The organism is Bradyrhizobium sp. SZCCHNPS1003, from assembly GCF_032381555.1.
In the GTDB taxonomy this organism is placed as follows: domain Bacteria; phylum Pseudomonadota; class Alphaproteobacteria; order Rhizobiales; family Xanthobacteraceae; genus Bradyrhizobium.
In genome coordinates this window covers 15,591-35,468 of sequence record NZ_JAUHIU010000025.1, presented here as the reverse complement: position 1 = coordinate 35,468, position 19,878 = coordinate 15,591, and the positions used below count along the sequence as shown (strand labels likewise).

Genomic DNA, 19,878 nt, shown 5'->3' with positions numbered 1-19,878 from the left:
ACCAAGGGACGACGATCATGAGCGAACCCACCAAAGCACCGCCCGCCGCAGCCGGTCGCGCCGCGACCAAGAAGGAGCTGCCGGAGCATTTCAAGGCCTACAAGCACGTCTGGGTATTCATCGAGCAGGAGCGCGGGCAGGTTCACCCGGTGTCCTGGGAACTGATGGGCGCCGGACGCAAGCTTGCCGACAAGCTGAAGGTCGATCTCGCGGCCGTCGTGATCGGGCCTCCCGGAGAAGCCGTGCAGCACGCTGCCGCGGAGTCGTTCTGCTATGGCGCCGATCTCGCCTACATCGTCGCGGACGGCGTTCTCACCGACTATCGCAACGAAGCCTACACCAAGGCGCTGACCGACGTCGTCAACACCTTCAAGCCTGAGATCCTGCTGCTCGGCGCCACCACGCTCGGCCGCGACCTCGCGGGCTCCGTCGCGACGACGCTGCTCACCGGTCTGACCGCCGACTGCACCGAGCTCGACGTCGATGCCGACGGCTCCCTGGCCGCGACGCGGCCAACCTTCGGCGGCTCGCTGCTCTGCACGATCTACACGCTGAACTATCGGCCACAGATGGCGACCGTCCGCCCGCGCGTGATGCCGATGCCGGACCGCGTCGAGAAGCCCGCGAGCCGCATCATCGAGCACAAGCTCGGTCTCGTGGAAGAGGATATCGTCACCAAGGTGCTGTCCTTCATTCCGGATCGCGATTCGGCCAAGTCCAATCTTGCCTATGCCGACATCGTCGTGGCCGGCGGGCTCGGGCTTGGCTCGCCGGAGAACTTCCAGCTCGTCAAGGGGCTCGCTTCGGTGCTCGGCGCCGAATTCGGCTGCTCGCGGCCGCTGGTGCAGAAGGGTTGGGTGACCTCCGATCGGCAGATAGGCCAGACCGGCAAGACCATCCGGCCCAAGCTCTACATCGCCGCAGGCATCTCCGGCGCGATCCAGCATCGGGTCGGTGTCGAGGGCGCCGACCTGATCGTTGCCATCAACACCGACAAGAACGCGCCGATCTTCGACTTCGCGCATGTCGGCATCGTCACCGATGCGATCCGGCTGCTGCCGGCGCTCACCGAGGCATTCCGCGCACGTCTGTCGCCGCATTCGCGCGACCGCATCGCGAGCTAGGCACCAGAGAGGGAGCAGGGCAATGATCGAGGAACGGTTCGACGCGATCGTCGTGGGGGCCGGCATGGCCGGCAATGCTGCTGCGCTGACCATGGCCAAGCGCGGCATGAAGGTGCTGCAACTCGAGCGCGGCGAGTATTCCGGCTCGAAGAACGTGCAGGGCGCGATCCTCTACGCCGACATGCTGGAGAAGCTGATTCCGGACTTCCGCGAGGAAGCACCGCTGGAGCGGCATCTGGTCGAGCAGCGCTTCTGGATGCTCGACGACAAGTCGCATGTCGGCCTGCACTACAAGTCGGACGACTTCAACGAGGAGAAGCCGAACCGTTACACGATCATCCGTGCCCAGTTCGACAAATGGTTCTCGTCCAAGGTCAAGGAAGCCGGCGCCACCGTGCTGTGCGAGACCACCGTGACCGAGCTGGCGCAGGATGCCTATGGCAAGGTGATCGGCGTCAAGACTGACCGGCGCGATGGCGAGATCCATGCCGACGTGGTCGTGCTAGCGGAAGGCGTCAACGGCCTGCTCGGGACTCGCGCCGGCCTGCGTGAGCGGCCGAAGCCGGAGAACGTCGCGCTGGCTGTGAAGGAGATGCACTTCCTGCCGCGCGAGACGATCGAGGCGCGCTTCAACCTGAAGGGCGACGAAGGCGCCGTCATCGAGGCCGTCGGCACGATTTCCCGCGGCATGACCGGCATGGGCTTCATCTATTCCAACAAGGAGTGCATTTCGCTCGGCATCGGCTGCCTCGTCTCCGACTTCCAGAAGACCGGCGAGACGCCATACGGCCTGCTCGAGCGGTTCAAACAGCATCCGTCGGTGGCGCCGCTGATCGAGGGGTCAGAGGTCAAGGAGTACTCGGCGCACCTGATTCCCGAGGGCGGCTATAATGCGATCCCGCAGCTCTGCGGCGATGGCTGGGTCGTGGTCGGCGATGCCGCCCAGCTCAACAATGCTGTTCACCGCGAGGGCTCCAATCTCGCGATGACTTCCGGACGCATCGCGGCTGAGGCGATCTTCCAGGTCAAGTCGCGCCGCGATCCGATGACCAAGGAGAACCTCTCACTTTACAAGAAGATGCTGGAGGACTCCTTCGTCATCAAGGATCTGAAGAAATACAAGGACATGCCGGCGCTGCTGCACAACCAGTCGCAGAACTTCTTCCTGACCTATCCGCAGCTCGTCTCCAAGGCGATGCAGAACTTCGTGCGCGTCGACGGGACGCCGAAGAAGGAGAAGGAGAGCAGCACCGTGCGCTCCTTCGTGAATGCAAGGTCATGGACCGGCCTGTTCGGCGACGCCTTCAGATTTGCTCGGGCGTGGCGATGATTGGTGAATGAACGAAACAGCCTAGGCGAGGGAGATCAGACATGAGCACGGACGTCGCAGTCAGGGTCGAAGACAAGCTGTTCTACAATCGCTATCAGGTCGATCCCGGCCGGGCCCATATCAAGGTCCGTCCGCATACGACGCCGACGCCGCAGTTAAAGGCGCTTCTCAAGGCCTGCCCGGCACGTTGCTACGAGCTCAACGACAAGGGCCAGGTCGAGATCACGGTGGACGGCTGCATCGAATGCGGCACCTGCCGGGTCATCGGCGAGGCCAGCGGCGATATCGAGTGGAGCTATCCGCGCGGTGGCTACGGGGTGCTGTTCAAGTTCGGCTGATGTCCGGCCGCCTGAGAGCGCCCCCGGGGCGGCGTGCTGTCGCAAATGCGACAAACGTGCCGCCGGTCGTCAATGCTATATCGTGACTGATATAGGTCATTGAGTTCGGTCGAGCTTTCTGTTTACATCTCGTTGCAGCAACGACGCTGCAATGGATGAGGAACAGCACGTGAAGCTGAGTGCACGAAACGTCTTGCCGGGAAAAATCATCTCTGTTGAGAAGGGCGCGACCACGGCCCACGTCAAGGTGGAGCTCGCTCCTGGACTCACGGTCTTCTCGGCGATCACCAACGAGGCGGTGGAGGAGCTCGCGCTTGCCGTCGGCGACAGCGTCTCCGCCGTCATCAAGTCGTCGGATGTGATGATCGGAAAATAGGAACGTGGTGCCGAATCGCTGCGCCGATCAGCCGGTCGACGCGTGACGCGCGCGCAGGTCGAGCCACCAGGTTTCCATCGCGGAACGTGACGGCTGCAGCAGCGTGCCGAAGTCGCCCGCAAAGGTCCGCCAGTCGTCGATGCATTTCTGCGGCACGGCCGTCAGCACCGGAATCCCCGACGTGATTGCGTCGGCCAGCTCGCCACGCAACCCGCTTCCCGAAGCCTCCTGCTTGGAGAACTTGTTGATCACGATGAGGTCGGCGTGGGCCGCGATGGCGCGGTGAACGGCCATGCCGGCTTCGGCAAGGCCCGCAGTGTCGAGCTTGCAGGCGGTCGATCCGGTGCCGAGGTCCTGACAGATCGAGATCGTGTCGCCATTGGCGAGATCGATCACGTCCATTCCGCTTTTCTTGCCGACTTCGTCTCTCGTATTGCGCTGAACGATGCCTCCGACGCGGACGCCCCGTTGCAGCAGCTCCTGGGCAAAGGCGTCCAGCAAGGCATCGGCATCGTCGCCCGGTCCGTAGAGAATGGCGGCGAGACGGGGCTGATTGGGCTCAGCGGAAGCAGGAAGATCGTGCGGGATCATACGGGGCCTGGCGATCGGGGGCGGGCGGCGACCAGGGTTTATATAGAGAATGCAGCCTGTGGAGAAAGAGCAGATGTCGCGCGCGCCGACCACCGCTACGCACCATGATCTGGAAGCGCTGCTCCGCGACGATGTCCCCTATGGCGATCTGACGACGGAGACGCTCGGGATCGGCGCCGAGCCGGGCCTGATGCACTTCGCTGCGCGCGACCGCATGGTATTGGCCCTGGCCGAGGATGCGGCGGCCTTGATCGAGCTCACGGGCTGCCATGTCGAACTGTTCGCCGGCAGCGGAACGGTGCTGGAGGAGGGGGCCCCGATCCTCCGTGCAGAGGGCGCGGCGGCAGGTCTGCTGCGGAGCTGGAAGGTGGCGCAGACGCTCATCGAGATCTGGTCCGGCGTCGCCACCGGGGCGGCTGCGATCGTCGGCGCGGCGCGCGCGATCAGGCCTGGTATCGCGGTCGCCTGCACGCGCAAGAGCGTCCCCGGAACCAAGCCGTTCGCCGTTGCCGCGGTGAAGGCGGGTGGCGCGGTGATGCATCGGCTTGGCCTGTCGGAGACGGTGCTGGTGTTTCCGGAACACCGGGCGTTTCTCGGCGATGCGCCGCTTGCCGATGTCGCTGAGCGGTTGCGGAGGAGTGCGCCGGAGAAGCGGCTCGTGATCGAGATCACCACGGTCGAGCAGGCCGTCGCCGCCGCCGTGGCCGGCTTCGACGTCATCCAGGCCGAGAAATTTTCGCCTGCCGACATCGCTGCGCTGACGGAGCGTATCGCCATCAGCGCGGCGCTGCCGCGGCGGCCGATCATTGCGGCCGCGGGTGGCGTGAATGCGCAGAACGCCGCTGCCTATGCTGCGGCGGGGGCAGACGTGCTGGTCACCTCGGCGCCCTACCTCGCGCGTCCCTGCGACGTGCAGGTGCGGATCAGCCCTGCCTCGGCCACGGCTTGACCGCGCGACCCGGCTACTGTGGGTGCCGCGGAGCGGCGCGCTTCTGGCGGTTGGCTCGCCATTCCATGAATTCACGGAACAGCCGGGGATCGGCCGAAACGCCGCTCGCCTGCAGATCGTTGGCCTGTGCATTCGCCCCCAGCATCTGGGCGGGCGGTGTATTGCGATCGAGCCAGTCCTGTGCCGTCTTGAATCTTGTCCAGCCCGCGATCGGAGCCAGCGGCGCCACCTCCTGCCATTTCGGGTGGTATGGCGGCCGTTGCAGCGCCTGCATATTGCTGAAGAAGGCCTCGACGAGCAGAGACAGCCGGCGGTGACGGTCGCTGCCTGCCGGCCAGTTGAACGACGCCAGCACGGCCTCGGCCGCGATCGTGTTCACCGGCGCCGAGGCGCCGACGAGGTTCGGATAGTCCTCGGCGGACAATTGCGCCGGCAGATAGTCGTCGTGCAGAGCCTTGTCGTAGTCGACGGGCACGAGATGCAGATTGGGATCGCTGACCTGGCTCAGCCATTGCACTGGCTTGCCCTCGACCGTGATGATCGCGTCGATGTCGCCCTTGCGCAGCATGTCCAGCGCCAGCCGCGGCTCGATATAGAGCAGATGCGGCCTGATCCCGAGGCGCTCGAACACGTTGATCGAGGTGACGAAGGTGCCGCCGTCGGGCAGGTCGACGGCGATGGTCTTGCCGTCGAGCTCGTTCAGGCTGGTGATCGATCTCGGCGCCAGCACGTGCATCTCCTCGTTGAACAGCTTGGTGACATAGACCAGTTGTTCGCGGATGTTGTTGGCGAAGTCCTTGCGCTCGAGAAAGGCCAGGGTGTCCTTGCGGATGATGCCGGCGTCGACGCCGCGCAGCAGCAGGATGTCGGCGACCGATTGCACCGAGCCGCGGCCGATCACGGGAAGGATGCGCAGCTCCGTCCCCTTGTCGAGCGCGGATGCGAGGTCCGCGCCCATGTTGGCGTAGGTGCTGCCGAACGAGCCGGTCATCAGCGTGACGGTATTGGCATTCAGCTGGTTGGCCAGATCGCGCTTCGCCGTGCCGTAACGGAAGATGGTCTTGAAGGAATCGCTGACGCTGCCGGGATCGATACCGCTCCGGACCGGACCGAAGCGCTGCCACTTGCCGCCGGTGAACTGCATCATCTGCATCTGCTCCAGCGGCGCGTGATCATGGGTGCTGGTGTTGACGGTGATGCCGGGCGTCAGCATCGGCAACTTGAGGCTCTTCAGGGATGCCGCCTGCTTCATGATATTGTCGCGCGACAGGTCGTCGCCGCAACTCCGCAGCACTGCGACCATCGCGTTTGCCGCGAGGTAGCCGAAGGTCGCAAGACCATTGCTTCTCGGTACGTCGGGCAAATAGCGGTCCATGAAGGTGGACCATTCGCGGTAGGATGGATCGCCTGCAGCCGCGGCCTCCTCGCCCTCGTAGTAATAGCCCGCGGACAAGATGCCTTCGGCATTCTGCAGGCCGGCCGGCTGCATCACGGCGGAGACCGATTCCGAGACCGTCGAGATGATGTGGTCCGGACGCCAGCCGAGCTCGGCCGCGCGGCGGATCGCCATCACGGCGAACTTGGGCGTGGTCACGTCGAAGAAGATGTCGGCGCCGGATGCCTTCAACGTGGCGATCTGCTGATTGACGTTGGCGTCCGTCACCTTGTAGGTGGCTTCTGCGACGATCGGAAGCTTGCCACCCAGGCCGTCCTTCAATCCCTTGACGTAATCCTTGCCGAAATCATCGTCCTGATAGAGAAGCGCGATCTTGCCGCGGCTGTGGGTCTCCAGCAGGTACTGGGCATAGACGTGCGCCTCGGCCTGGTAGCTCGGCTGAAAGCCCATGGTCCATGGAAAGTCGTGGGGCTGGTCCCATTGCGACGAGCCGGATGCCACGAACAATTGCGGGACTTTGTTGGCGTTGAGATAAGGGCGGACCGCCAGGTTGGGAGCCGTACCCAGGCTGGCGAACATCAGGAGGACATTGTCCTCCTCGACGAGCTTGCGGGTCATCTCGACCGTCTTCTGCGGCGCATAGCCGTCGTCGTAGGAAATGAAGTTGACGCGCCGGCCGTTGATGCCGCCCTCGGCATTGATCTTGTTGAAGTAGGCCGCGATCGTCTTGCCGATGACGCCATAGGCGAGAGCCGGGCCGCTGTAGGGCATAGTGTTGCCGATGCGGATCTCGTTGTCCGCGGCGACCGCTTGATGTCCGGTCAGCGCCAGCGGAGCGGACAGAGCCAGCGCGAGGCATGCGGCTGCTCGAGGGTGGCTGTTCTTTGCATCCCGTGGTTTGCGACGTCGGCTCCATCTGGCGGCCAAGCAGGCGCGAACTGCAGCATGGATGCCGTGCATCATCAGTCCTCCCATCGATATTTGGTTCTCGGGCGCAGCAGATCGCGGCCGACCGTCTCGCAGGGAGCGGTCCGGGTCGCGTCTCGAGCGCTCCGAGATTTATGCGTTAGCGCGCAGCCGAGATGCGTCGGCTGGCTTCCGGCGATCCTTGCTCCGCAGCCCTGAGATACCAGGCGCGCGCCTTGGCTGCGTCGGGAACGGCACCGAGCAACCGCGATTTCGTCAGTTCGGCCGGGTCATAGGTGCGTGCGAGCAGGAGGGAGGCGTCCGCAATCCCGGCGTCGGAAAGCCGCGTCAGGATCAGGCGCGCGCTGGCGACGTCGCCCGCGGCGAGCAGGTCGCGTCCGCGCTTCATCAGGGCATCGACCTCGTCTCGCGGCAACGGAACGGTCGGGCGAGGCGAGGCCATCGGGAGCGCAGGGGAGGGGGGCGAGACCGTCGGTGCTGCCGCGGCCGGCGCAGGCGACGTGGGCGCCGAGGGCCATGGCCGCATCGTCAGTTCTGTACTGCTGGGAGCCGCGAGCGCGGCGACCGTCTGCGGCGGGTCTTCCTGGGCGACCTTGGCTTCCGCGGGATCGATCTGGGCCAGGCTTTCCAGCACGGCGGTCGGCATGATCGGGCTCTTGCCGCCCGGCGTCGGCCCGCCGTTCTCGAAGGAGACCATGTTGACCACCATCAGGGCAATGGAGGCCGCGATGCCGACGGCGGCGCCGATCTTGATGATGCTGCCCAGCCGCAACGATTTGTCCGGATCCTCCGGCGGCAGGGGCATCACCACGGGATCGAGCTTCGCGCTCCAGGCGCGGTGCACCTCCTCATCGTCGAGGTCAAGGGCCGCTGGCCGCGCCGGCAGGAAGCTTGGCCGGGACACCAGATGATGCGGCAGGGGGACGCCGTCGGCGGGCGGATCGAATGCCGTCGGGCCGGCCTCCGTCTGGCGGCGGCGCGGCGCATATCTGCGGAGTTCTTCGTTCGCCCAGGGCGGCGCTGGTTTCGCCGGATCGTTCTGATCTGGAGCACTCATCACTAGCCTCCTGTCTCCGACGAACGTGTCGTGGGAGATAGCTTCAGGACGTCGGGCGCGCGCGGTCCAACCGAAGCGCGCATGATGCGACATCGGGGACATTGCATCAACGCTTCCGTCGAGACCGACAGGTCCGGTTTCCTTCCGACATGCACGCCATCGTTTTCGCGCGCCCTGGTCACAATCGATGTTGCTTGGTCCCTAAGCTGATCAATGTTCTTGTCGGGAAGGGTGAGTAGGTAAGGCTATTTGATGGAAATTTCCCGGCGCGCCGCATCGGTGATTGCTCGCGATGCGCGAGACCGAGGCCGAGTTCTGCGCTTTGCGGAAAGATCGGCTGGAGTATCAGGATGCCGCAGTCATCTCGACTTTGCCGCGAGGTCAGGGGCTTAGCGGACCGAGGAGTTGCAGGCGCGCCGCGAAACTCTGCAACTCAGGCGAGAAAGGGCGAAAAACAAATGCGGCCGGACAATGCCGGCCGCATTCACATATCCGATCGATTTTTATTCCGCCGCCAACGCGACGGACACACAAGCGGCTTCGATCGCAACGGCAACCGACTGGATGATGGCGGCAAAGCGTACGGCGGTCTGGATCGTGGCCGCGGGCACGCCCGCGTCCTGCAGGACCTTCTCGTGCGAATCGATGCAGGTGCCGCAGCCGTTGATGGCGGACACCGCGAGCGACCACAGCTCGAAATCGGCCTTGTCGATGCCGGGGTTGGCGATGACATTCATCCGCAGCCGGGCCGGCATCGTCGCGTACTCCTTGTTCGAGGCAAGGTGCACGAAGCGGTAGTAGACGTTGTTCATGGCCATGATCGCGGCGGCCGATTTCGCCGCCGCCAAAGCGGCGGGCGACAGCTGCGCGGCCGCAACCGATTCCAACGCCGCCACGACGCTCGGATTGCGAGTCGCAATCGCGCACGCGACGAACAGGCCATATTTGGCCTGCGGCGACAGCGTCTCGTCGGAGGCCATGGACGACAGGTTGAGCCTGATGTCCTTGGCGAAGTCCGGGATCTGGTCCTTCAGTTGCTCGATCGACATGATCAGGCGACCTTCAGGGTCTCGCCGCCGACTTCGCGGTTGCACGGGCAGAGCTCGTCGGTCTGCAGCGCGTCGAGCACGCGCAGCGTGTCCTTCGGAGCGCGGCCGACATTCAGGTTGGTCGCATAGACGTGCTGGATCGTGTTGTCGGGATCGACGATGAAGGTGTAGCGGTAGGCGACGCCGTCGGGCGAGCGGACGCCGAGGCCGTCGACCAATGCGCCCTTGGTGTCGGCGAATTGCCAGATCGGCAGCTTGTGCAGATCCTTGTGGTCGCGCCGCCAAGCCAGCTTGCAGAACTCGTTGTCGGTCGAGCCGCCGAGCACGACGGCGTCACGATCCGCGAAATCCTTCGCAAGGCGCGCGAACTCGGCGATCTCGGTCGGGCAGACGAAGGTGAAGTCCTTCGGATAGAAGAAGATGATCTTCCATTTTCCGGGGAAGCTGGTCTCGGTCAGGGTCTCGAAGGCGCTCTCGCCCTTCTCCTCCTGAAGATGAAAGCCGGGTTTCACGCCGACGATTTCAAACGATGGCAGCTTGCTTCCGATTCCGAGCATTGGGGCACTCCAAGAAATTATTGCGCTGCAATAGCGAGGCTCATTGTGCATTGCAAGCGATATGCCATTCGTTTTTAATATCAGTGGATTGTCGAAAACCCGACACTTGGCGGCAACATGCAGCAAGTGCGAGGTCGTGGCGATGGGGAGCTTGTGGATGGAGCTGGCTTAGAGCGTCGGCTTCGTGACATTGCGATCGGGCATCGAGCGACGACAGCCGGAGCGTGCGCGTCGTCGCCACGGCAAAAGGAGGTTGATGTCCCGCTGGGTCGGAGTGCCATGCGACCTCGTGTTGACGGTCTCGACGGCGACCGACGTGCAATTTCTTTGTGCGGCCGAAGTGGCAAAATTGACATTATCGCCTTAGTAGCGATGCACGTTTGACCACGGCGACTCCTGAAGCGGCAGCAAGGCGACAAGCCGTCGGCAGATCGCGGCGCGGCACGGCGCAAGGTGTCGCGCAGCGCACAGTGTTGTCAGCTTTTCAGCAGATCGCGTCTGTTATTTCGCCTTGCTGCGCGATGATCTGACCATAGTCTCCTCGCAGATTTTCATCACCATGAGCGAAACTGTCTCGGCATCAAAATCAAGCGCGAGCCTGTCGATCGATCGACAATGATTTCTCGCGACCTCAGCCGCGCTCGCGGCAGGATGGGAGCGCCTTCGCTGCTCGGAACCACGAGCGCGACGGCGGCAGGACTGAAGACGGTCCGCTTCAGCGAGGCCGTGCACAATCTCGGCTACATCAATCTCTACGTCGGCATGCACGCCGGCATCTTCAAGGAGAACGGTCTGGACGCGCCGCAGGCCTGGGATCTGCGCTGCGAGGTGCGCGAGAAGCTGGTTGCGTTCCTGCAGCGGGAGATGCGCGAAGCCTTGCCGCGCGAGCGCGCCGACATCTCCCCGCCGCTCTCGGTGTTCGGCCGCGAGGCGCCGCCGCACCATGCAGCCATGCCGAACTGACGCCGCTAGCTGCCTTGGACGGCCGTGAGCGGCCAGTCTCCGATGATGTGGAAACGCTGGTGGGCACTGGGCTGGCGGAACAACACAATCCTGTCGATCCGGAGCTCTGTCAGTGACAGTGCAGCGAATCTCTCCTGCAGCATCGTCAGGATCGGCCGGCGCCGTTCGTCGGACAGCCGGCAGGTCAGCGTCATGTGGAAGCGGAAATCCTCCATGACATAGGGATAACCCCAACGATCGAGATGATCGCGCTGCCGTGGTGTCAGCAGATCCGGCTTGCGCCGAGCACGGTCGTCGGCGGTCATCGGTGCGCGAAACGGCTCGAAGGCCTGGACACAATCGGCCGCGAACTGCTGCAGGATGGGGGACGGCTCGCCAGGGATCATCGCGATGAATCCGCTGATCGCGTCCACGATCGGACGGATGGCCGGGACGGCTCGCGGCGTGGCCGCGAACTCAGCACAAGCGGCGCAGAGCGCGGCTTCGCTCTCCGCATCCGCCAGCTCGAACGGAGCCTTCAAGGTCGCGTGAAAGCCGTATTTGCGCGGGTCTGCGGTCAGCTCAGCCCAGTCTGGAACCGTGCGGACGATCTCGCTCGGAAAGCTGCGGTCATCGCCGCTCCACGCGTCGTAACCGAGCAGGCGCGCGCCGAATTCCGCCAGGTCGGCTGTTGCTGGTGGAGCATAGTAGATCGCATAGCGCGGAAAATTGGCCATGATTTGCTACTCCGCCGCCATGGCATGCGCCGGCCGGGCGTTCAGCCGGTCCGTCTCGGTGAGATAGACCAGCCGGCCGGACGCGATCACAGCGACGACGCGGGGGCGCAACGGTACGCGGTCGTCGACCAGAATGATATCGGCGCGGCGGCCCTCGGCGAGCATGCCGCGGTCCGCCAGCCCGGCTGCGCGTGCAGGGCCGCCCGAGATCAGATCCCAGGCGCGCGCCAGCGAAAGAACGCCGTCGGCAGCAAGCCGGTACGCTGCCAGCAGCGGCGCGGGATAGTAGTAGTCGGAGGCCAGCACCGAGCAGAGGCCCTTGGCGATCATGTCGCTGGCCTTCGTCCACCCGGTATGGCTGCCGCCACGGACGACGTTGGGCGCGCCGAATACGATCGCGTCGCCCCCTTGAGCGGCCTCGCGTGCAGTCTCCTCGTTGACCGGAAATTCTGCAATGGTCACTCCCTGGCTGCGAAAGGCCTTGCGCATGGCCGGGCTGTCGTCGTCGTGCGACAGCATGCGGACACCAGCCTTGCGTGCGATCTCGGCCAGCCGCGCGATCGAGGCCGGAACGGCATCGGCGCGAGCGGCGATGCGCGCGACCAACCGGTCGAACTCCGCGCCGGGCAGGCCGGTGCGGTCGACCATGCGCTGGCGCTTGTGCGGCTTGTCCAGACTCGCCACCGTCGAGTCCATGTGATCGTTGAAGGCGAACAGGTCGACGCGCCGGTCGGCGAGCCATTGCCAGATCTCCTCCTCGTCGTCGAGATTGAAGGTCTCGTGGCGCAGATGGAAGCGCGTGTCGGCTGCGAGCCGCGGGCGAAGCGCTTCGATCGATTCGAGCAGGCGCCGCGCATTGTCGGCGCTGCGCAGGCCCGGCTCCCATGACCAGGTCGTCGCGTGAAAGACCGTGGTGATGCCATTGCTGATGGCCTGGCGGTCGCTGTCGATCAGCGCGACGTCGGTCGGGAAGTCGACCCCGGCGCGCGGCATCATCTGGCGCTCGAACGCATCGCCGTGGATGTCGACGATGCCGGGGAGCACGGTGAGCCCCTCCGCATCGAGTTCGAGACCCGACCGGCGTCCCGGTGTCCCGATGCCAGCGATCACGCCGCCGGATATGATCAAGGAAGTGTCTACGAGGTCGGTATCGACGAGGCAGCGGCCCCGCGAGATGGAGATATCGGTCATGGGGCGGCACTCTGCCGCACCGCGACGCGCGCGTCGAGGGCAGCCTCGTATTTGTCGAGAAACGCAGTGATCGCGAGCTTGCGGAAATCCGGCAGCGCCGCGCGCAGCGCCTCGTGATTCCAATCCCACCACGCCAGATCCAGCAGCCGCTGCTCGACCTCGCGCGGAAACCGGCGCTTGATCGGCCGCGCCGGATTGCCGGCGACGATGGTATAGGCCGGAACGTCCTTGGTGACGATGGCTCCGGCCGCCACGACCGCGCCGGTGCCGATGTTGCGGCCCGGCAGCACGATCGCGCCATGGCCGATCCAGACATCGTGTCCGATCTGGACATGATGCTCTCTCCGCCAGGCGAAGAACTCCACATCGTCGGGCTCTCCTGGAAAATAGGCGCTGGCGCGATAGGTGAAATGGGCCTGCGTCGCCCGCTGCATCGGGTGGTTGCCCGGATTGATCCGGGTCATCGCCGCGATCGAACAGAACTTCCCGATCGTCGTGTAGGTGATCTGGGAATCGTTGACCACATAGGAGTAGTCGCCCATCGTCACCTCCTGCAGGATGGTGCGGGCGCCGACCTCACAATAGGCGCCAAGCGTCACGTCCTGGAGCTTGGCCGAAGGGTCAACGGTTGGTTCAATTGAAAGCGACTTGCCGGCCATCTCACGTCCTGACTCTACTCTCTACATCTGTGAAGGTGTCGGATCTCCCCTATGACAGGCGCGTGACATCTGCATGACTGCGACCGGCGTGTGGACGAGTGCGGCGCTGCGGTGTCGCTGTCACATAACTGTAGAATCCAGACGCTAGCGATAGGCCAGAGCGAGGCGTCTGGAGAATTCAATGCTGGTGGTGGATGGCCTGACGTGCCGTTTTGGCATGAAAGCCGCAGTCGACAATGCATCCTTCTCAGTTGCACCCGGCAGCTTCGTCGGCGTGATCGGGCGTTCCGGAGCCGGCAAGTCGACCCTGCTGCGGTCCATCAATCGTCTGAGCCCGGTGAGCGGCGGCCGCATCCTCTTCAAGGATCTCGATGTGACGGCGCTGCGCGGCCGCGATCTGCGGCAGTGGCGTGCGCGCTCGGCGATGATCTTCCAGCAGTTCAATCTGGTCGGCCGATTGGACGTGCTGACGAACGTGCTGATGGGGCGACTCGCCGAAATCCCGTCGTGGCGCTCGCTGGCGCAGCTCTGGCCGGCGGAGGATGTCGCCATGGCGCTGTCCGCGCTCGAGCAGTTCGACATGGCCTCCCTCGCAGCGCAGCGCGCCGATCAGCTCTCGGGCGGGCAGCAGCAGCGCGTCGCGATCGCGCGCGCGATGGTGCAGAACCCCGAGATCATTCTCGCAGACGAGCCGATCGCCTCGCTCGATCCCCGTAACACCAAGATCGTGATGGACGCGCTGCTGCGCATCAACAAGCATTTCGGCATCACCGTCGTCTGCAATCTGCATTCGCTCGATCTGGCGCGCAGCTATTGCGATCGCCTGATCGGCATGGCGACCGGACGGATCGTGTTCGACGACGTGCCGTCGGCGCTGACGGCGCAGATCGCACGTGAGCTCTACGATCTCGAGGCGGACGAGGTGATGGGTTCGATCCATCCGGCACCGGCGGCAACGGTGCCGGCACTCGGCGAAGCCGCCGTGGCCTGAGACGCGGATTTCTGCAAGCTCGAGCTTCCGCATGGCGCGGGGGCGAGACCTGTTACTTACTGCAACAAGAGGGCATGTTATGATCAATCGTCGCATCGTTCTGGCGGGCGTCGCTGCGCTGGCTTTCACGGCCTCGGCGTCAGCCGAGGACTGGAAGGCGAAGTATCCTGAGCTGACCTTCGCCGTGGTCCCGGCAGAGAACGCCTCGGGTGTCACCGAGCGCTGGACGCCTTTCGTGAACTATCTCTCGAAAGAGCTGGGCGTGAAGGTGACGCTGCGTATCGCCAACGATTACGCGGCCGTGATCGAAGGCCAGCGCGCCGGCAACATCCACATCGCGAGCTATGGCTCGGCGTCGTTTGCCCGCGCCCGGCTCACCGGCGTCAAGACCGATGCCTTCGCCAACGACATCAACTCCGACGGCAGCACCGGCTATTATTCGGTGTTCTTCGTCAAGGCGAGCAGCCCGTACCGGAAGGTCGAAGACCTCAAGGGCAAGAATCTCGGCCTCGTCGATCCGAACTCAACGTCGGGCAACAACGTGCCCCGCTTCGAGCTCAACAAAATGGGCGTGACCGACGCCGAGACGTATTTTGGCAAGGTTGTCTTCACCGGCAGCCACGAGAACGCGGTGCTGGCCCTGTCCCAGGGGACTGTCGACATCGCGGCCAACCAATGGACGAGCGACAACGATTCGACGTTGGCCCAGATGCTGACCAAGGGCATGCTGAAGAACGCTGACGGTTCGCCGATGAAGAAGGACGACTTCCGCATCATTCACAAGTCGGCGCCGATCATCAACGGCCCCTACGCCTACAACACGGACCTGCCGGACGATCTGAAATCGGCGATCGCCAAGGCCTTCTTCGATGCGCCGATCAAGGACAAGGCCGCCTTCGACCGTCTCTCCGACGGCCAGAAGAAGGGCTTCCACCCTGCCACGACGAAGGACTGGGACGGCACGATCGACCTGATCAAATTCGTCGACAGCCTGCGCAAGAAGGCGTCCTGATCGACGATCCATCGATGGTGAGCCGGGTCCCGTGGGGCCCGGCTCGTCCGTTGAAGAATCCCTCACACGTCCGAACCAAGAGCAGCACGAAGCCGATGGCTGTTGCCGTTTCGATCCTTCCGAGCCAGCAGCTTGCGGCTCTGAACGAGACCTATCGGCGGGCCGTTTCGCGCCGTCGATTGCGTCTTGCCCTGTCCGCCATGGTATTCCTGGCGGTGCTCTTCGCCGCGGCCATCGGTGCCGAGGTCAATCTGCGGACGTTCTATACTTACTTCGGCAACTTCATCAGCTACTTCGATCGCATCTTCGCGCTCGACGACGGGCAGCGGGTCTGGACCAATCTGCCCGAATGGTTCTGGGGCTTCAAGAAGTGGATCAAGCTGCTGGCAGAGACGCTGCTGATCAGCTACGTCGGCACGATGGCCGGAATGCTCGTCGCATTCGGTCTCAACTTCCTCGCCGCCGAGAACACCTCGCCCGCGCCGTGGATCCGCTTCACGGTGCGCCGGCTCCTGGAATTCGCCCGCACCGTTCCGAGCGTCGTGTTCGCCCTGATCTTCGTCATTGCTTTCGGGCTTGGGCCGATCCCGGGCGTGCTCGCCATCGCCCTTCATTCGAGCGGTGCGCTCGGCAAGCTGTTCTCCGAGGTCGTTGAGAATGCCGACATGAAGCCGGTCGAGGGCGTGCGCGCCACCGGCGCGAGCTGGCTGTCTTGCATGCGATTTGCCGTGCTCCCTCAGGTTATTGCGGGTTTCTCCAGCTACACCTTGCTGCGCTTCGAGATCAACGTGCGCGAGGCTTCCGTGATGGGCTTCGTCGGCGCCGGCGGCATCGGCCAGGAGCTCGTGGTCGCGATCCGCAAGTTCTACTATTCCGACGTCAGCGCCATTCTCGTCATGATCGTGGTCACGGTGTTCCTGATCGATATCGGCACCGGCTGGCTACGCGGCCGCCTGTTCGGCTCGGAGGCCCGCACATGAGCATCTCCGGCTCACCGGACGCGAAGCAGCTTGCCGAGCGCTACCCGCATATTTTCAATCGGTCCCTGTCCGCACGTTTCGCAACGCCGGTCGTGCTGCTGCTGGCTCTGGCCATCTTCGTCTTTGGTCTCGTCGATCTCGACTTCTCGCCGTCGCGGATGCTGTCCGGCCTCGGCCAGCTCGGCTGGATCGCGCGAATGATGCTGCCGCCAGATCCTGGCTCGTCGCTTCCGATCTATCTCAAGGCGCTCGGCGAGACGCTCTCGATCGCGGTGCTCGGCACCACCTTGGCGGCCGTCTTCGCGCTTCCGGTTAGCCTGCTTGCGGCCAGGAATATCGTCCCGTCGGCCGTCTTCCGCTTTCCGGTGCGTCGCCTGTTCGACACCATTCGCGGCGTCGACACGCTGATCTGGGCGCTGGTCTGGATCAACGTCGTCGGCCTCGGGCCCTTCGCCGGCGTGCTGGCGATTGCGGTTTCGGATTTCGGTGCGCTCGGCAAGCTGTTCTCGGAGGCGATGGAGAGCGCCGACCGGAAGCAGGTCGAGGGCGTGCGTGCGGCCGGCGGCAGCGCGTTGCACGAGATTCGCTTCGGCCTGCTGCCGCAGGTTCTTCCGGTCATTGCCGGCCAGGTGCTCTACTTCATCGAATCCAATACGCGCTCGGCGACGATCATCGGCATCGTCGGCGCGGGCGGCATCGGGCTGCAACTGGCCGAGCAGATCCGCGTGCTGGAATGGCAGAAGGTGTCGTTCCTGATCCTGATGATCCTGGTGGCGGTGGCTGCGATCGACTGGATCTCGGGCAAGCTGCGCTTTGCGATCATCGGTCGCCGCGCCGTCGCTTGAACGTCGCGGCATCTGAAGGTTGCGATCGTTCGTTGACGAACGATCAAGGTGCGGCTTCGGCCGTGTGCACTGCACTTTCTGTCGCAAATCCTTCATGTGCCGCCGTTAGGGGAAGCTCCGGAACTGGCCGCCGTGCCAGGAATACGGAGTCTGTCTTCATGAAGGTCACCCGCCTCGTTCTCGCGCTGCTCGCGCTATGTGTTGCCGCATCATGGCAGCCGGCCAAGGCCGCGGACGTCATCTGCTACAACTGCCCGCCGGAATGGGCCGACTGGGCCTCGATGCTCAAGGCGATCAAGACCGATCTCGGCTACGACATTCCACACGACAACAAGAACTCCGGCCAGGCGCTGGCGCAGATCCTCGCCGAGAAGAGCAATCCGGTCGGCGACATCGGCTATTTCGGCGTCACCTTCGGCATGAAGGCGAAGACGCAGGACGCGCTGGAGGCCTACAAGCCCGCAAACTGGGATCAGGTCCCCGCCGGCTTGAAGGATGCGGACGGCTACTGGACCACGATCCACTCCGGCACGCTCGGCCTGTTCGTGAACAAGGATGCGCTCGGCGGCAAGCCCGTTCCGGCCTGCTGGAAGGACCTGCTCAAACCAGACTACAAGGGCATGGTGGGCTACCTCGATCCGAGCTCTGCGGCCGTCGGCTATGTCGGCGCGGTTGCCGTCAACCTCGCGCTCGGCGGATCGCAGGCCAATTTCGAGCCAGCCCTTACGTTCTTCAAGGATCTGCGCAAGAATGATCCGATCGTGCCGAAGCAGACGTCCTATGCGCGTGTCGTCTCGGGCGAGATCCCGATCCTGTTCGACTACGACTTCAACGCCTACCGCGCGAAATATACCGAGAAGGGCAATTTCGAGTTCGTGATTCCCTGCGAAGGCTCGGTGGTCTTCCCCTATGTCGTCGGCCTTGTGAAGAACGCGCCCGACAAGGACAAGGCGAAGAAGGTGATCGACTATCTGCTCTCCGACAAGGGCCAGGCGATCTGGACCAATGCCTATCTGCGTCCGGCGCGCCCGATCGAGCTGCCGGACTCGGTGAAGAACAAGTTCCTGCCGGACAGCGACTACGCCCGCGCCAAGAGCGTGAACTGGGGCGATATGGAAGCTGCGCAAAAGGGCTTCGTCGATCGCTATCTGTCCGAAGTCCGCTGAAGGAGCACCGCGCCTCCGCCGGAGACGATCCGGTGGAGGTGCACTTGATCATATGTCGCACAAATCCTTCGTCCGGCTCTGTTTGCTGCCTCTGGGAGCCGTCACCTCGGCATTCTTCCTGTTGCCGATGGCGAGGCTGCTCGTCACCGGCGCCGAGGGACCGCACGGTCTGGCCGAATATCTCGCGATCATCCTCGAGCCGCGCTACCGCACGACACTTCTCAACACGCTGGCGCTGGCGGCGGCCACCACGATCGCGACCCTGGTCATTGCGACGATCGCCGGCCTGTTCCTGCAGCGTCACCGGTTTCCGGGCCGCGCGATCCTGGTCGCGATCCTGACGTTTCCGCTCGCGTTCCCGGGCGTCGTGGTCGGCTTCATGATCATCCTTCTGGCTGGCCGCCAGGGGATGATCGGGGAGGTCTCGTCCCGGCTCACCGGCGACAAGCTCGTATTTGCCTATTCGATCTACGGGCTGTTCCTCGGTTATCTCTATTTCTCGATTCCGCGGGTGATCCTCACGATCATGGCTGCCGCGCAGAAGCTGGACCCCGGTTTGGAGGAGGCGGCCCGATCGCTCGGCGCGAGCCCCTGGGCCGTGCTGCGCGACGTGATCCTGCCGGCGCTGACCCCGGCGCTGATCGCGTCCGGCGCGATCGCGTTCGCGACGGCGATGGGTGCGTTCGGAACGGCATTCACCTTGGCCACGAACATCGACGTGTTGCCGATGCTGATCTACACGGAGTTCACGCTGGCCGGAAACCTGGCCACCTCGGCGGCGCTCTCGGTCGGCCTTGGCCTGATGACCTGGCTGATGCTCGCATTGGCGCGCTCCTTCGCCGGCAGCTCGGTGGCAGCGGCAGGGTAGGCACGTGCGCGACAGAGTCATCTTCATCCTTCAACTGCTGTTCACACTTCTGGTCGCCGCCTTCCTGGCCGTGCCGGCCGGCCTTTCGATCGCCGCGGGCGTGACCGTCAACTACTTCCGCGGCATTCAATCCGGCGTGACGCTGCAGTGGGTGGCCCAGGTCTGGGAGCTCTACGCGGGCACGATCATGGCATCGATCCTGATCGCGCTGGGCACGCTGGCGGTCACGCTCGTGGTCGGTGTTCCCGCTGCCTACGCGCTCTACGTTCGCGGCGGACGGCTGGCGCGGCTGGTCGAGGAGATCATCACCTTGCCGCTCGCGATTCCCGGGCTCGCCATCGCGCTGGCGCTGCTGCTCACCTATGGTGGCTTCGGCAGCTTCCGCCGCTCATGGCTGTTCATCCTCGCCGGCCATGTGATCTTCACGATGCCTTTCATGGTGCGCTCCGTCATGGCTGTGTTCGCGACCATCGACGTCAAGTCGCTCGATGAGGGCGCCGCGTCGGTCGGGGCGGCGCCATGGCGCCGCTTCATCGATGTCATCGTTCCCAATGCCGCGCCGGGGATCCTGGCCGGCAGCCTCATGGTGGTGACGCTATCCCTCGGAGAATTCAACTTGACTTGGATGTTGCATACGCCGCTGACCAAGACGCTGCCGGTCGGCCTCGCCGACAGCTACGCATCGATGCGGCTGGAGGTCGCATCCGCCTACACGCTGATCTTCTTCGTGATGATCATTCCGCTGCTCGTGGCGATGCAGTGGATCGGCGAGAGAGGAAGGTTGCGGTGAGCA

The 19,878-nt window shown here is 64.2% G+C and carries 20 protein-coding genes and 1 pseudogene; 13 read left to right on the top strand and 8 right to left on the bottom strand.

Going from position 1 to position 19,878, the window contains the following annotated elements; genetic code table 11:
* Positions 1–17 precede the first annotated feature (17 nt).
* The 4 genes from QX126_RS30390 (at position 18) to QX126_RS30375 (ending at position 3,168) form a co-directional block, all read left to right on the top strand.
* Positions 18–1,124: an electron transfer flavoprotein subunit alpha/FixB family protein gene (locus QX126_RS30390; protein ID WP_315740992.1), complete on the top strand. Its 1,107-nt coding sequence runs from the start codon at positions 18–20 to the stop codon at positions 1,122–1,124.
* 22 nt (positions 1,125–1,146) lie between these two features.
* Positions 1,147–2,454 carry an FAD-dependent monooxygenase gene (locus QX126_RS30385; RefSeq protein ID WP_315740993.1) on the top strand — a complete coding sequence of 436 codons (1,308 nt, stop codon included), beginning with the start codon at positions 1,147–1,149 and terminating at the stop codon, positions 2,452–2,454.
* A gap of 41 nt (positions 2,455–2,495) precedes the next feature.
* Entirely contained in the window at positions 2,496–2,792 is a 297-nt protein-coding gene (locus QX126_RS30380; protein ID WP_172112536.1) for a ferredoxin family protein, read from the top strand.
* Between the two features lie 169 nt (positions 2,793–2,961).
* Positions 2,962–3,168, top strand: coding sequence for a molybdopterin-binding protein (locus tag QX126_RS30375; RefSeq protein ID WP_315741026.1), 207 nt, complete (start codon positions 2,962–2,964; stop codon positions 3,166–3,168).
* A 27-nt stretch (positions 3,169–3,195) separates the two neighbouring features.
* On the opposite strand, the gene QX126_RS30370 is transcribed toward QX126_RS30375, so the two are convergent.
* Positions 3,196–3,759, bottom strand: coding sequence for a DUF2478 domain-containing protein (locus QX126_RS30370; RefSeq protein ID WP_315756197.1), 564 nt, complete (start codon positions 3,757–3,759; stop codon positions 3,196–3,198).
* A gap of 73 nt (positions 3,760–3,832) precedes the next feature.
* Between QX126_RS30370 and modD the strand changes: the two genes are divergently transcribed.
* A complete protein-coding gene (modD, locus tag QX126_RS30365; RefSeq protein ID WP_315785919.1) occupies positions 3,833–4,708 on the top strand; it encodes a ModD protein in 876 nt (291 codons plus the stop codon).
* Between the two features lie 13 nt (positions 4,709–4,721).
* On the opposite strand, the gene QX126_RS30360 is transcribed toward modD, so the two are convergent.
* The 4 genes from QX126_RS30360 to QX126_RS30345 all read right to left on the bottom strand — a co-directional run bounded on the left by QX126_RS30360 (position 4,722) and on the right by QX126_RS30345 (position 9,694).
* A complete protein-coding gene (locus QX126_RS30360; protein WP_315785917.1) occupies positions 4,722–7,067 on the bottom strand; it encodes an ABC transporter substrate-binding protein in 2,346 nt (781 codons plus the stop codon).
* A gap of 103 nt (positions 7,068–7,170) precedes the next feature.
* A complete protein-coding gene (locus QX126_RS30355) occupies positions 7,171–8,088 on the bottom strand; it encodes a sel1 repeat family protein (RefSeq protein WP_315740996.1) in 918 nt (305 codons plus the stop codon).
* A gap of 503 nt (positions 8,089–8,591) precedes the next feature.
* Positions 8,592–9,137, bottom strand: coding sequence for a carboxymuconolactone decarboxylase family protein (locus QX126_RS30350; protein ID WP_315740997.1), 546 nt, complete (start codon positions 9,135–9,137; stop codon positions 8,592–8,594).
* Between the two features lie 2 nt (positions 9,138–9,139).
* Positions 9,140–9,694: a peroxiredoxin gene (locus QX126_RS30345; protein ID WP_315713058.1), complete on the bottom strand. Its 555-nt coding sequence runs from the start codon at positions 9,692–9,694 to the stop codon at positions 9,140–9,142.
* A gap of 795 nt (positions 9,695–10,489) precedes the next feature.
* On the opposite strand from QX126_RS30345, the pseudogene QX126_RS30340 reads away from it, so the two are divergent.
* Positions 10,490–10,657 (top strand): annotated as a pseudogene (locus QX126_RS30340) (mechanosensitive ion channel family protein); the annotation flags it as partial.
* Positions 10,658–10,662: 5 nt separating this feature from the next.
* Here QX126_RS30340 and QX126_RS30335 read toward each other — a convergent pair.
* From QX126_RS30335 to QX126_RS30325, 3 genes are read right to left on the bottom strand one after another with little or no spacing between them, the layout of a single operon-like run.
* Positions 10,663–11,373, bottom strand: coding sequence for a DUF1045 domain-containing protein (locus QX126_RS30335; protein ID WP_315785916.1), 711 nt, complete (start codon positions 11,371–11,373; stop codon positions 10,663–10,665).
* A 6-nt stretch (positions 11,374–11,379) separates the two neighbouring features.
* Entirely contained in the window at positions 11,380–12,564 is a 1,185-nt protein-coding gene (locus tag QX126_RS30330; RefSeq protein ID WP_315785914.1) for an alpha-D-ribose 1-methylphosphonate 5-triphosphate diphosphatase, read from the bottom strand.
* Positions 12,561–13,223: a chloramphenicol acetyltransferase gene (locus QX126_RS30325; protein WP_315741000.1), complete on the bottom strand. Its 663-nt coding sequence runs from the start codon at positions 13,221–13,223 to the stop codon at positions 12,561–12,563. The genes QX126_RS30330 and QX126_RS30325 overlap by 4 nt, the downstream gene beginning before the upstream one ends.
* Positions 13,224–13,404: 181 nt before the next feature.
* Between QX126_RS30325 and phnC the strand changes: the two genes are divergently transcribed.
* The 7 genes from phnC (at position 13,405) to QX126_RS30290 (ending at position 19,875) form a co-directional block, all read left to right on the top strand.
* Complete coding sequence (gene phnC, locus QX126_RS30320; protein WP_315741001.1) at positions 13,405–14,214, top strand: phosphonate ABC transporter ATP-binding protein; 810 nt, start codon at positions 13,405–13,407, stop codon at positions 14,212–14,214.
* A gap of 79 nt (positions 14,215–14,293) precedes the next feature.
* Positions 14,294–15,226, top strand: a complete 933-nt coding sequence (gene phnD / locus QX126_RS30315; RefSeq protein ID WP_315741002.1) for a phosphonate ABC transporter substrate-binding protein — start codon at positions 14,294–14,296, stop codon at positions 15,224–15,226.
* 95 nt (positions 15,227–15,321) lie between these two features.
* A complete protein-coding gene (phnE, locus tag QX126_RS30310) occupies positions 15,322–16,206 on the top strand; it encodes a phosphonate ABC transporter, permease protein PhnE (protein WP_315785912.1) in 885 nt (294 codons plus the stop codon).
* On the top strand, positions 16,203–17,051 hold the full coding sequence (gene phnE / locus QX126_RS30305; RefSeq protein WP_315756190.1) for a phosphonate ABC transporter, permease protein PhnE: 849 nt from the start codon (positions 16,203–16,205) through the stop codon (positions 17,049–17,051). The genes phnE (QX126_RS30310) and phnE (QX126_RS30305) overlap by 4 nt, the downstream gene beginning before the upstream one ends.
* 158 nt (positions 17,052–17,209) lie before the next feature.
* The gene (locus QX126_RS30300) at positions 17,210–18,217 is read left to right on the top strand and encodes an ABC transporter substrate-binding protein (protein ID WP_315785910.1); all 1,008 of its coding nucleotides are present in this window, start codon (positions 17,210–17,212) and stop codon (positions 18,215–18,217) included.
* Positions 18,218–18,269: 52 nt separating this feature from the next.
* Positions 18,270–19,085, top strand: a complete 816-nt coding sequence (locus QX126_RS30295; RefSeq protein ID WP_315785908.1) for an ABC transporter permease — start codon at positions 18,270–18,272, stop codon at positions 19,083–19,085.
* A gap of 4 nt (positions 19,086–19,089) precedes the next feature.
* Positions 19,090–19,875 carry an ABC transporter permease gene (locus tag QX126_RS30290; protein WP_315785906.1) on the top strand — a complete coding sequence of 262 codons (786 nt, stop codon included), beginning with the start codon at positions 19,090–19,092 and terminating at the stop codon, positions 19,873–19,875.
* Positions 19,876–19,878: the final 3 nt, after the last annotated feature.

Excerpts from the sequence above, each read along its gene's own strand:
- QX126_RS30390 (WP_315740992.1), top strand. The coding sequence starts at position 18 with ATGAGCGAACCCACCAAAGCACCGCCCGCCGCAGCCGGTCGCGCCGCG.
- QX126_RS30385 (WP_315740993.1), top strand. The coding sequence starts at position 1,147 with ATGATCGAGGAACGGTTCGACGCGATCGTCGTGGGGGCCGGCATGGCC.
- QX126_RS30380 (WP_172112536.1), top strand. The coding sequence starts at position 2,496 with ATGAGCACGGACGTCGCAGTCAGGGTCGAAGACAAGCTGTTCTACAAT.
- QX126_RS30370 (WP_315756197.1), bottom strand. The coding sequence starts at position 3,759 with ATGATCCCGCACGATCTTCCTGCTTCCGCTGAGCCCAATCAGCCCCGT.
- modD (WP_315785919.1), top strand. The coding sequence starts at position 3,833 with ATGTCGCGCGCGCCGACCACCGCTACGCACCATGATCTGGAAGCGCTG.
- QX126_RS30360 (WP_315785917.1), bottom strand. The coding sequence starts at position 7,067 with ATGATGCACGGCATCCATGCTGCAGTTCGCGCCTGCTTGGCCGCCAGA.
- QX126_RS30355 (WP_315740996.1), bottom strand. The coding sequence starts at position 8,088 with ATGAGTGCTCCAGATCAGAACGATCCGGCGAAACCAGCGCCGCCCTGG.
- QX126_RS30350 (WP_315740997.1), bottom strand. The coding sequence starts at position 9,137 with ATGTCGATCGAGCAACTGAAGGACCAGATCCCGGACTTCGCCAAGGAC.
- QX126_RS30345 (WP_315713058.1), bottom strand. The coding sequence starts at position 9,694 with ATGCTCGGAATCGGAAGCAAGCTGCCATCGTTTGAAATCGTCGGCGTG.
- QX126_RS30335 (WP_315785916.1), bottom strand. The coding sequence starts at position 11,373 with ATGGCCAATTTTCCGCGCTATGCGATCTACTATGCTCCACCAGCAACA.
- QX126_RS30330 (WP_315785914.1), bottom strand. The coding sequence starts at position 12,564 with ATGACCGATATCTCCATCTCGCGGGGCCGCTGCCTCGTCGATACCGAC.
- QX126_RS30325 (WP_315741000.1), bottom strand. The coding sequence starts at position 13,223 with ATGGCCGGCAAGTCGCTTTCAATTGAACCAACCGTTGACCCTTCGGCC.
- phnC (WP_315741001.1), top strand. The coding sequence starts at position 13,405 with ATGCTGGTGGTGGATGGCCTGACGTGCCGTTTTGGCATGAAAGCCGCA.
- phnD (WP_315741002.1), top strand. The coding sequence starts at position 14,294 with ATGATCAATCGTCGCATCGTTCTGGCGGGCGTCGCTGCGCTGGCTTTC.
- phnE (WP_315785912.1), top strand. The coding sequence starts at position 15,322 with ATGGCTGTTGCCGTTTCGATCCTTCCGAGCCAGCAGCTTGCGGCTCTG.
- phnE (WP_315756190.1), top strand. The coding sequence starts at position 16,203 with ATGAGCATCTCCGGCTCACCGGACGCGAAGCAGCTTGCCGAGCGCTAC.
- QX126_RS30300 (WP_315785910.1), top strand. The coding sequence starts at position 17,210 with ATGAAGGTCACCCGCCTCGTTCTCGCGCTGCTCGCGCTATGTGTTGCC.
- QX126_RS30295 (WP_315785908.1), top strand. The coding sequence starts at position 18,270 with ATGTCGCACAAATCCTTCGTCCGGCTCTGTTTGCTGCCTCTGGGAGCC.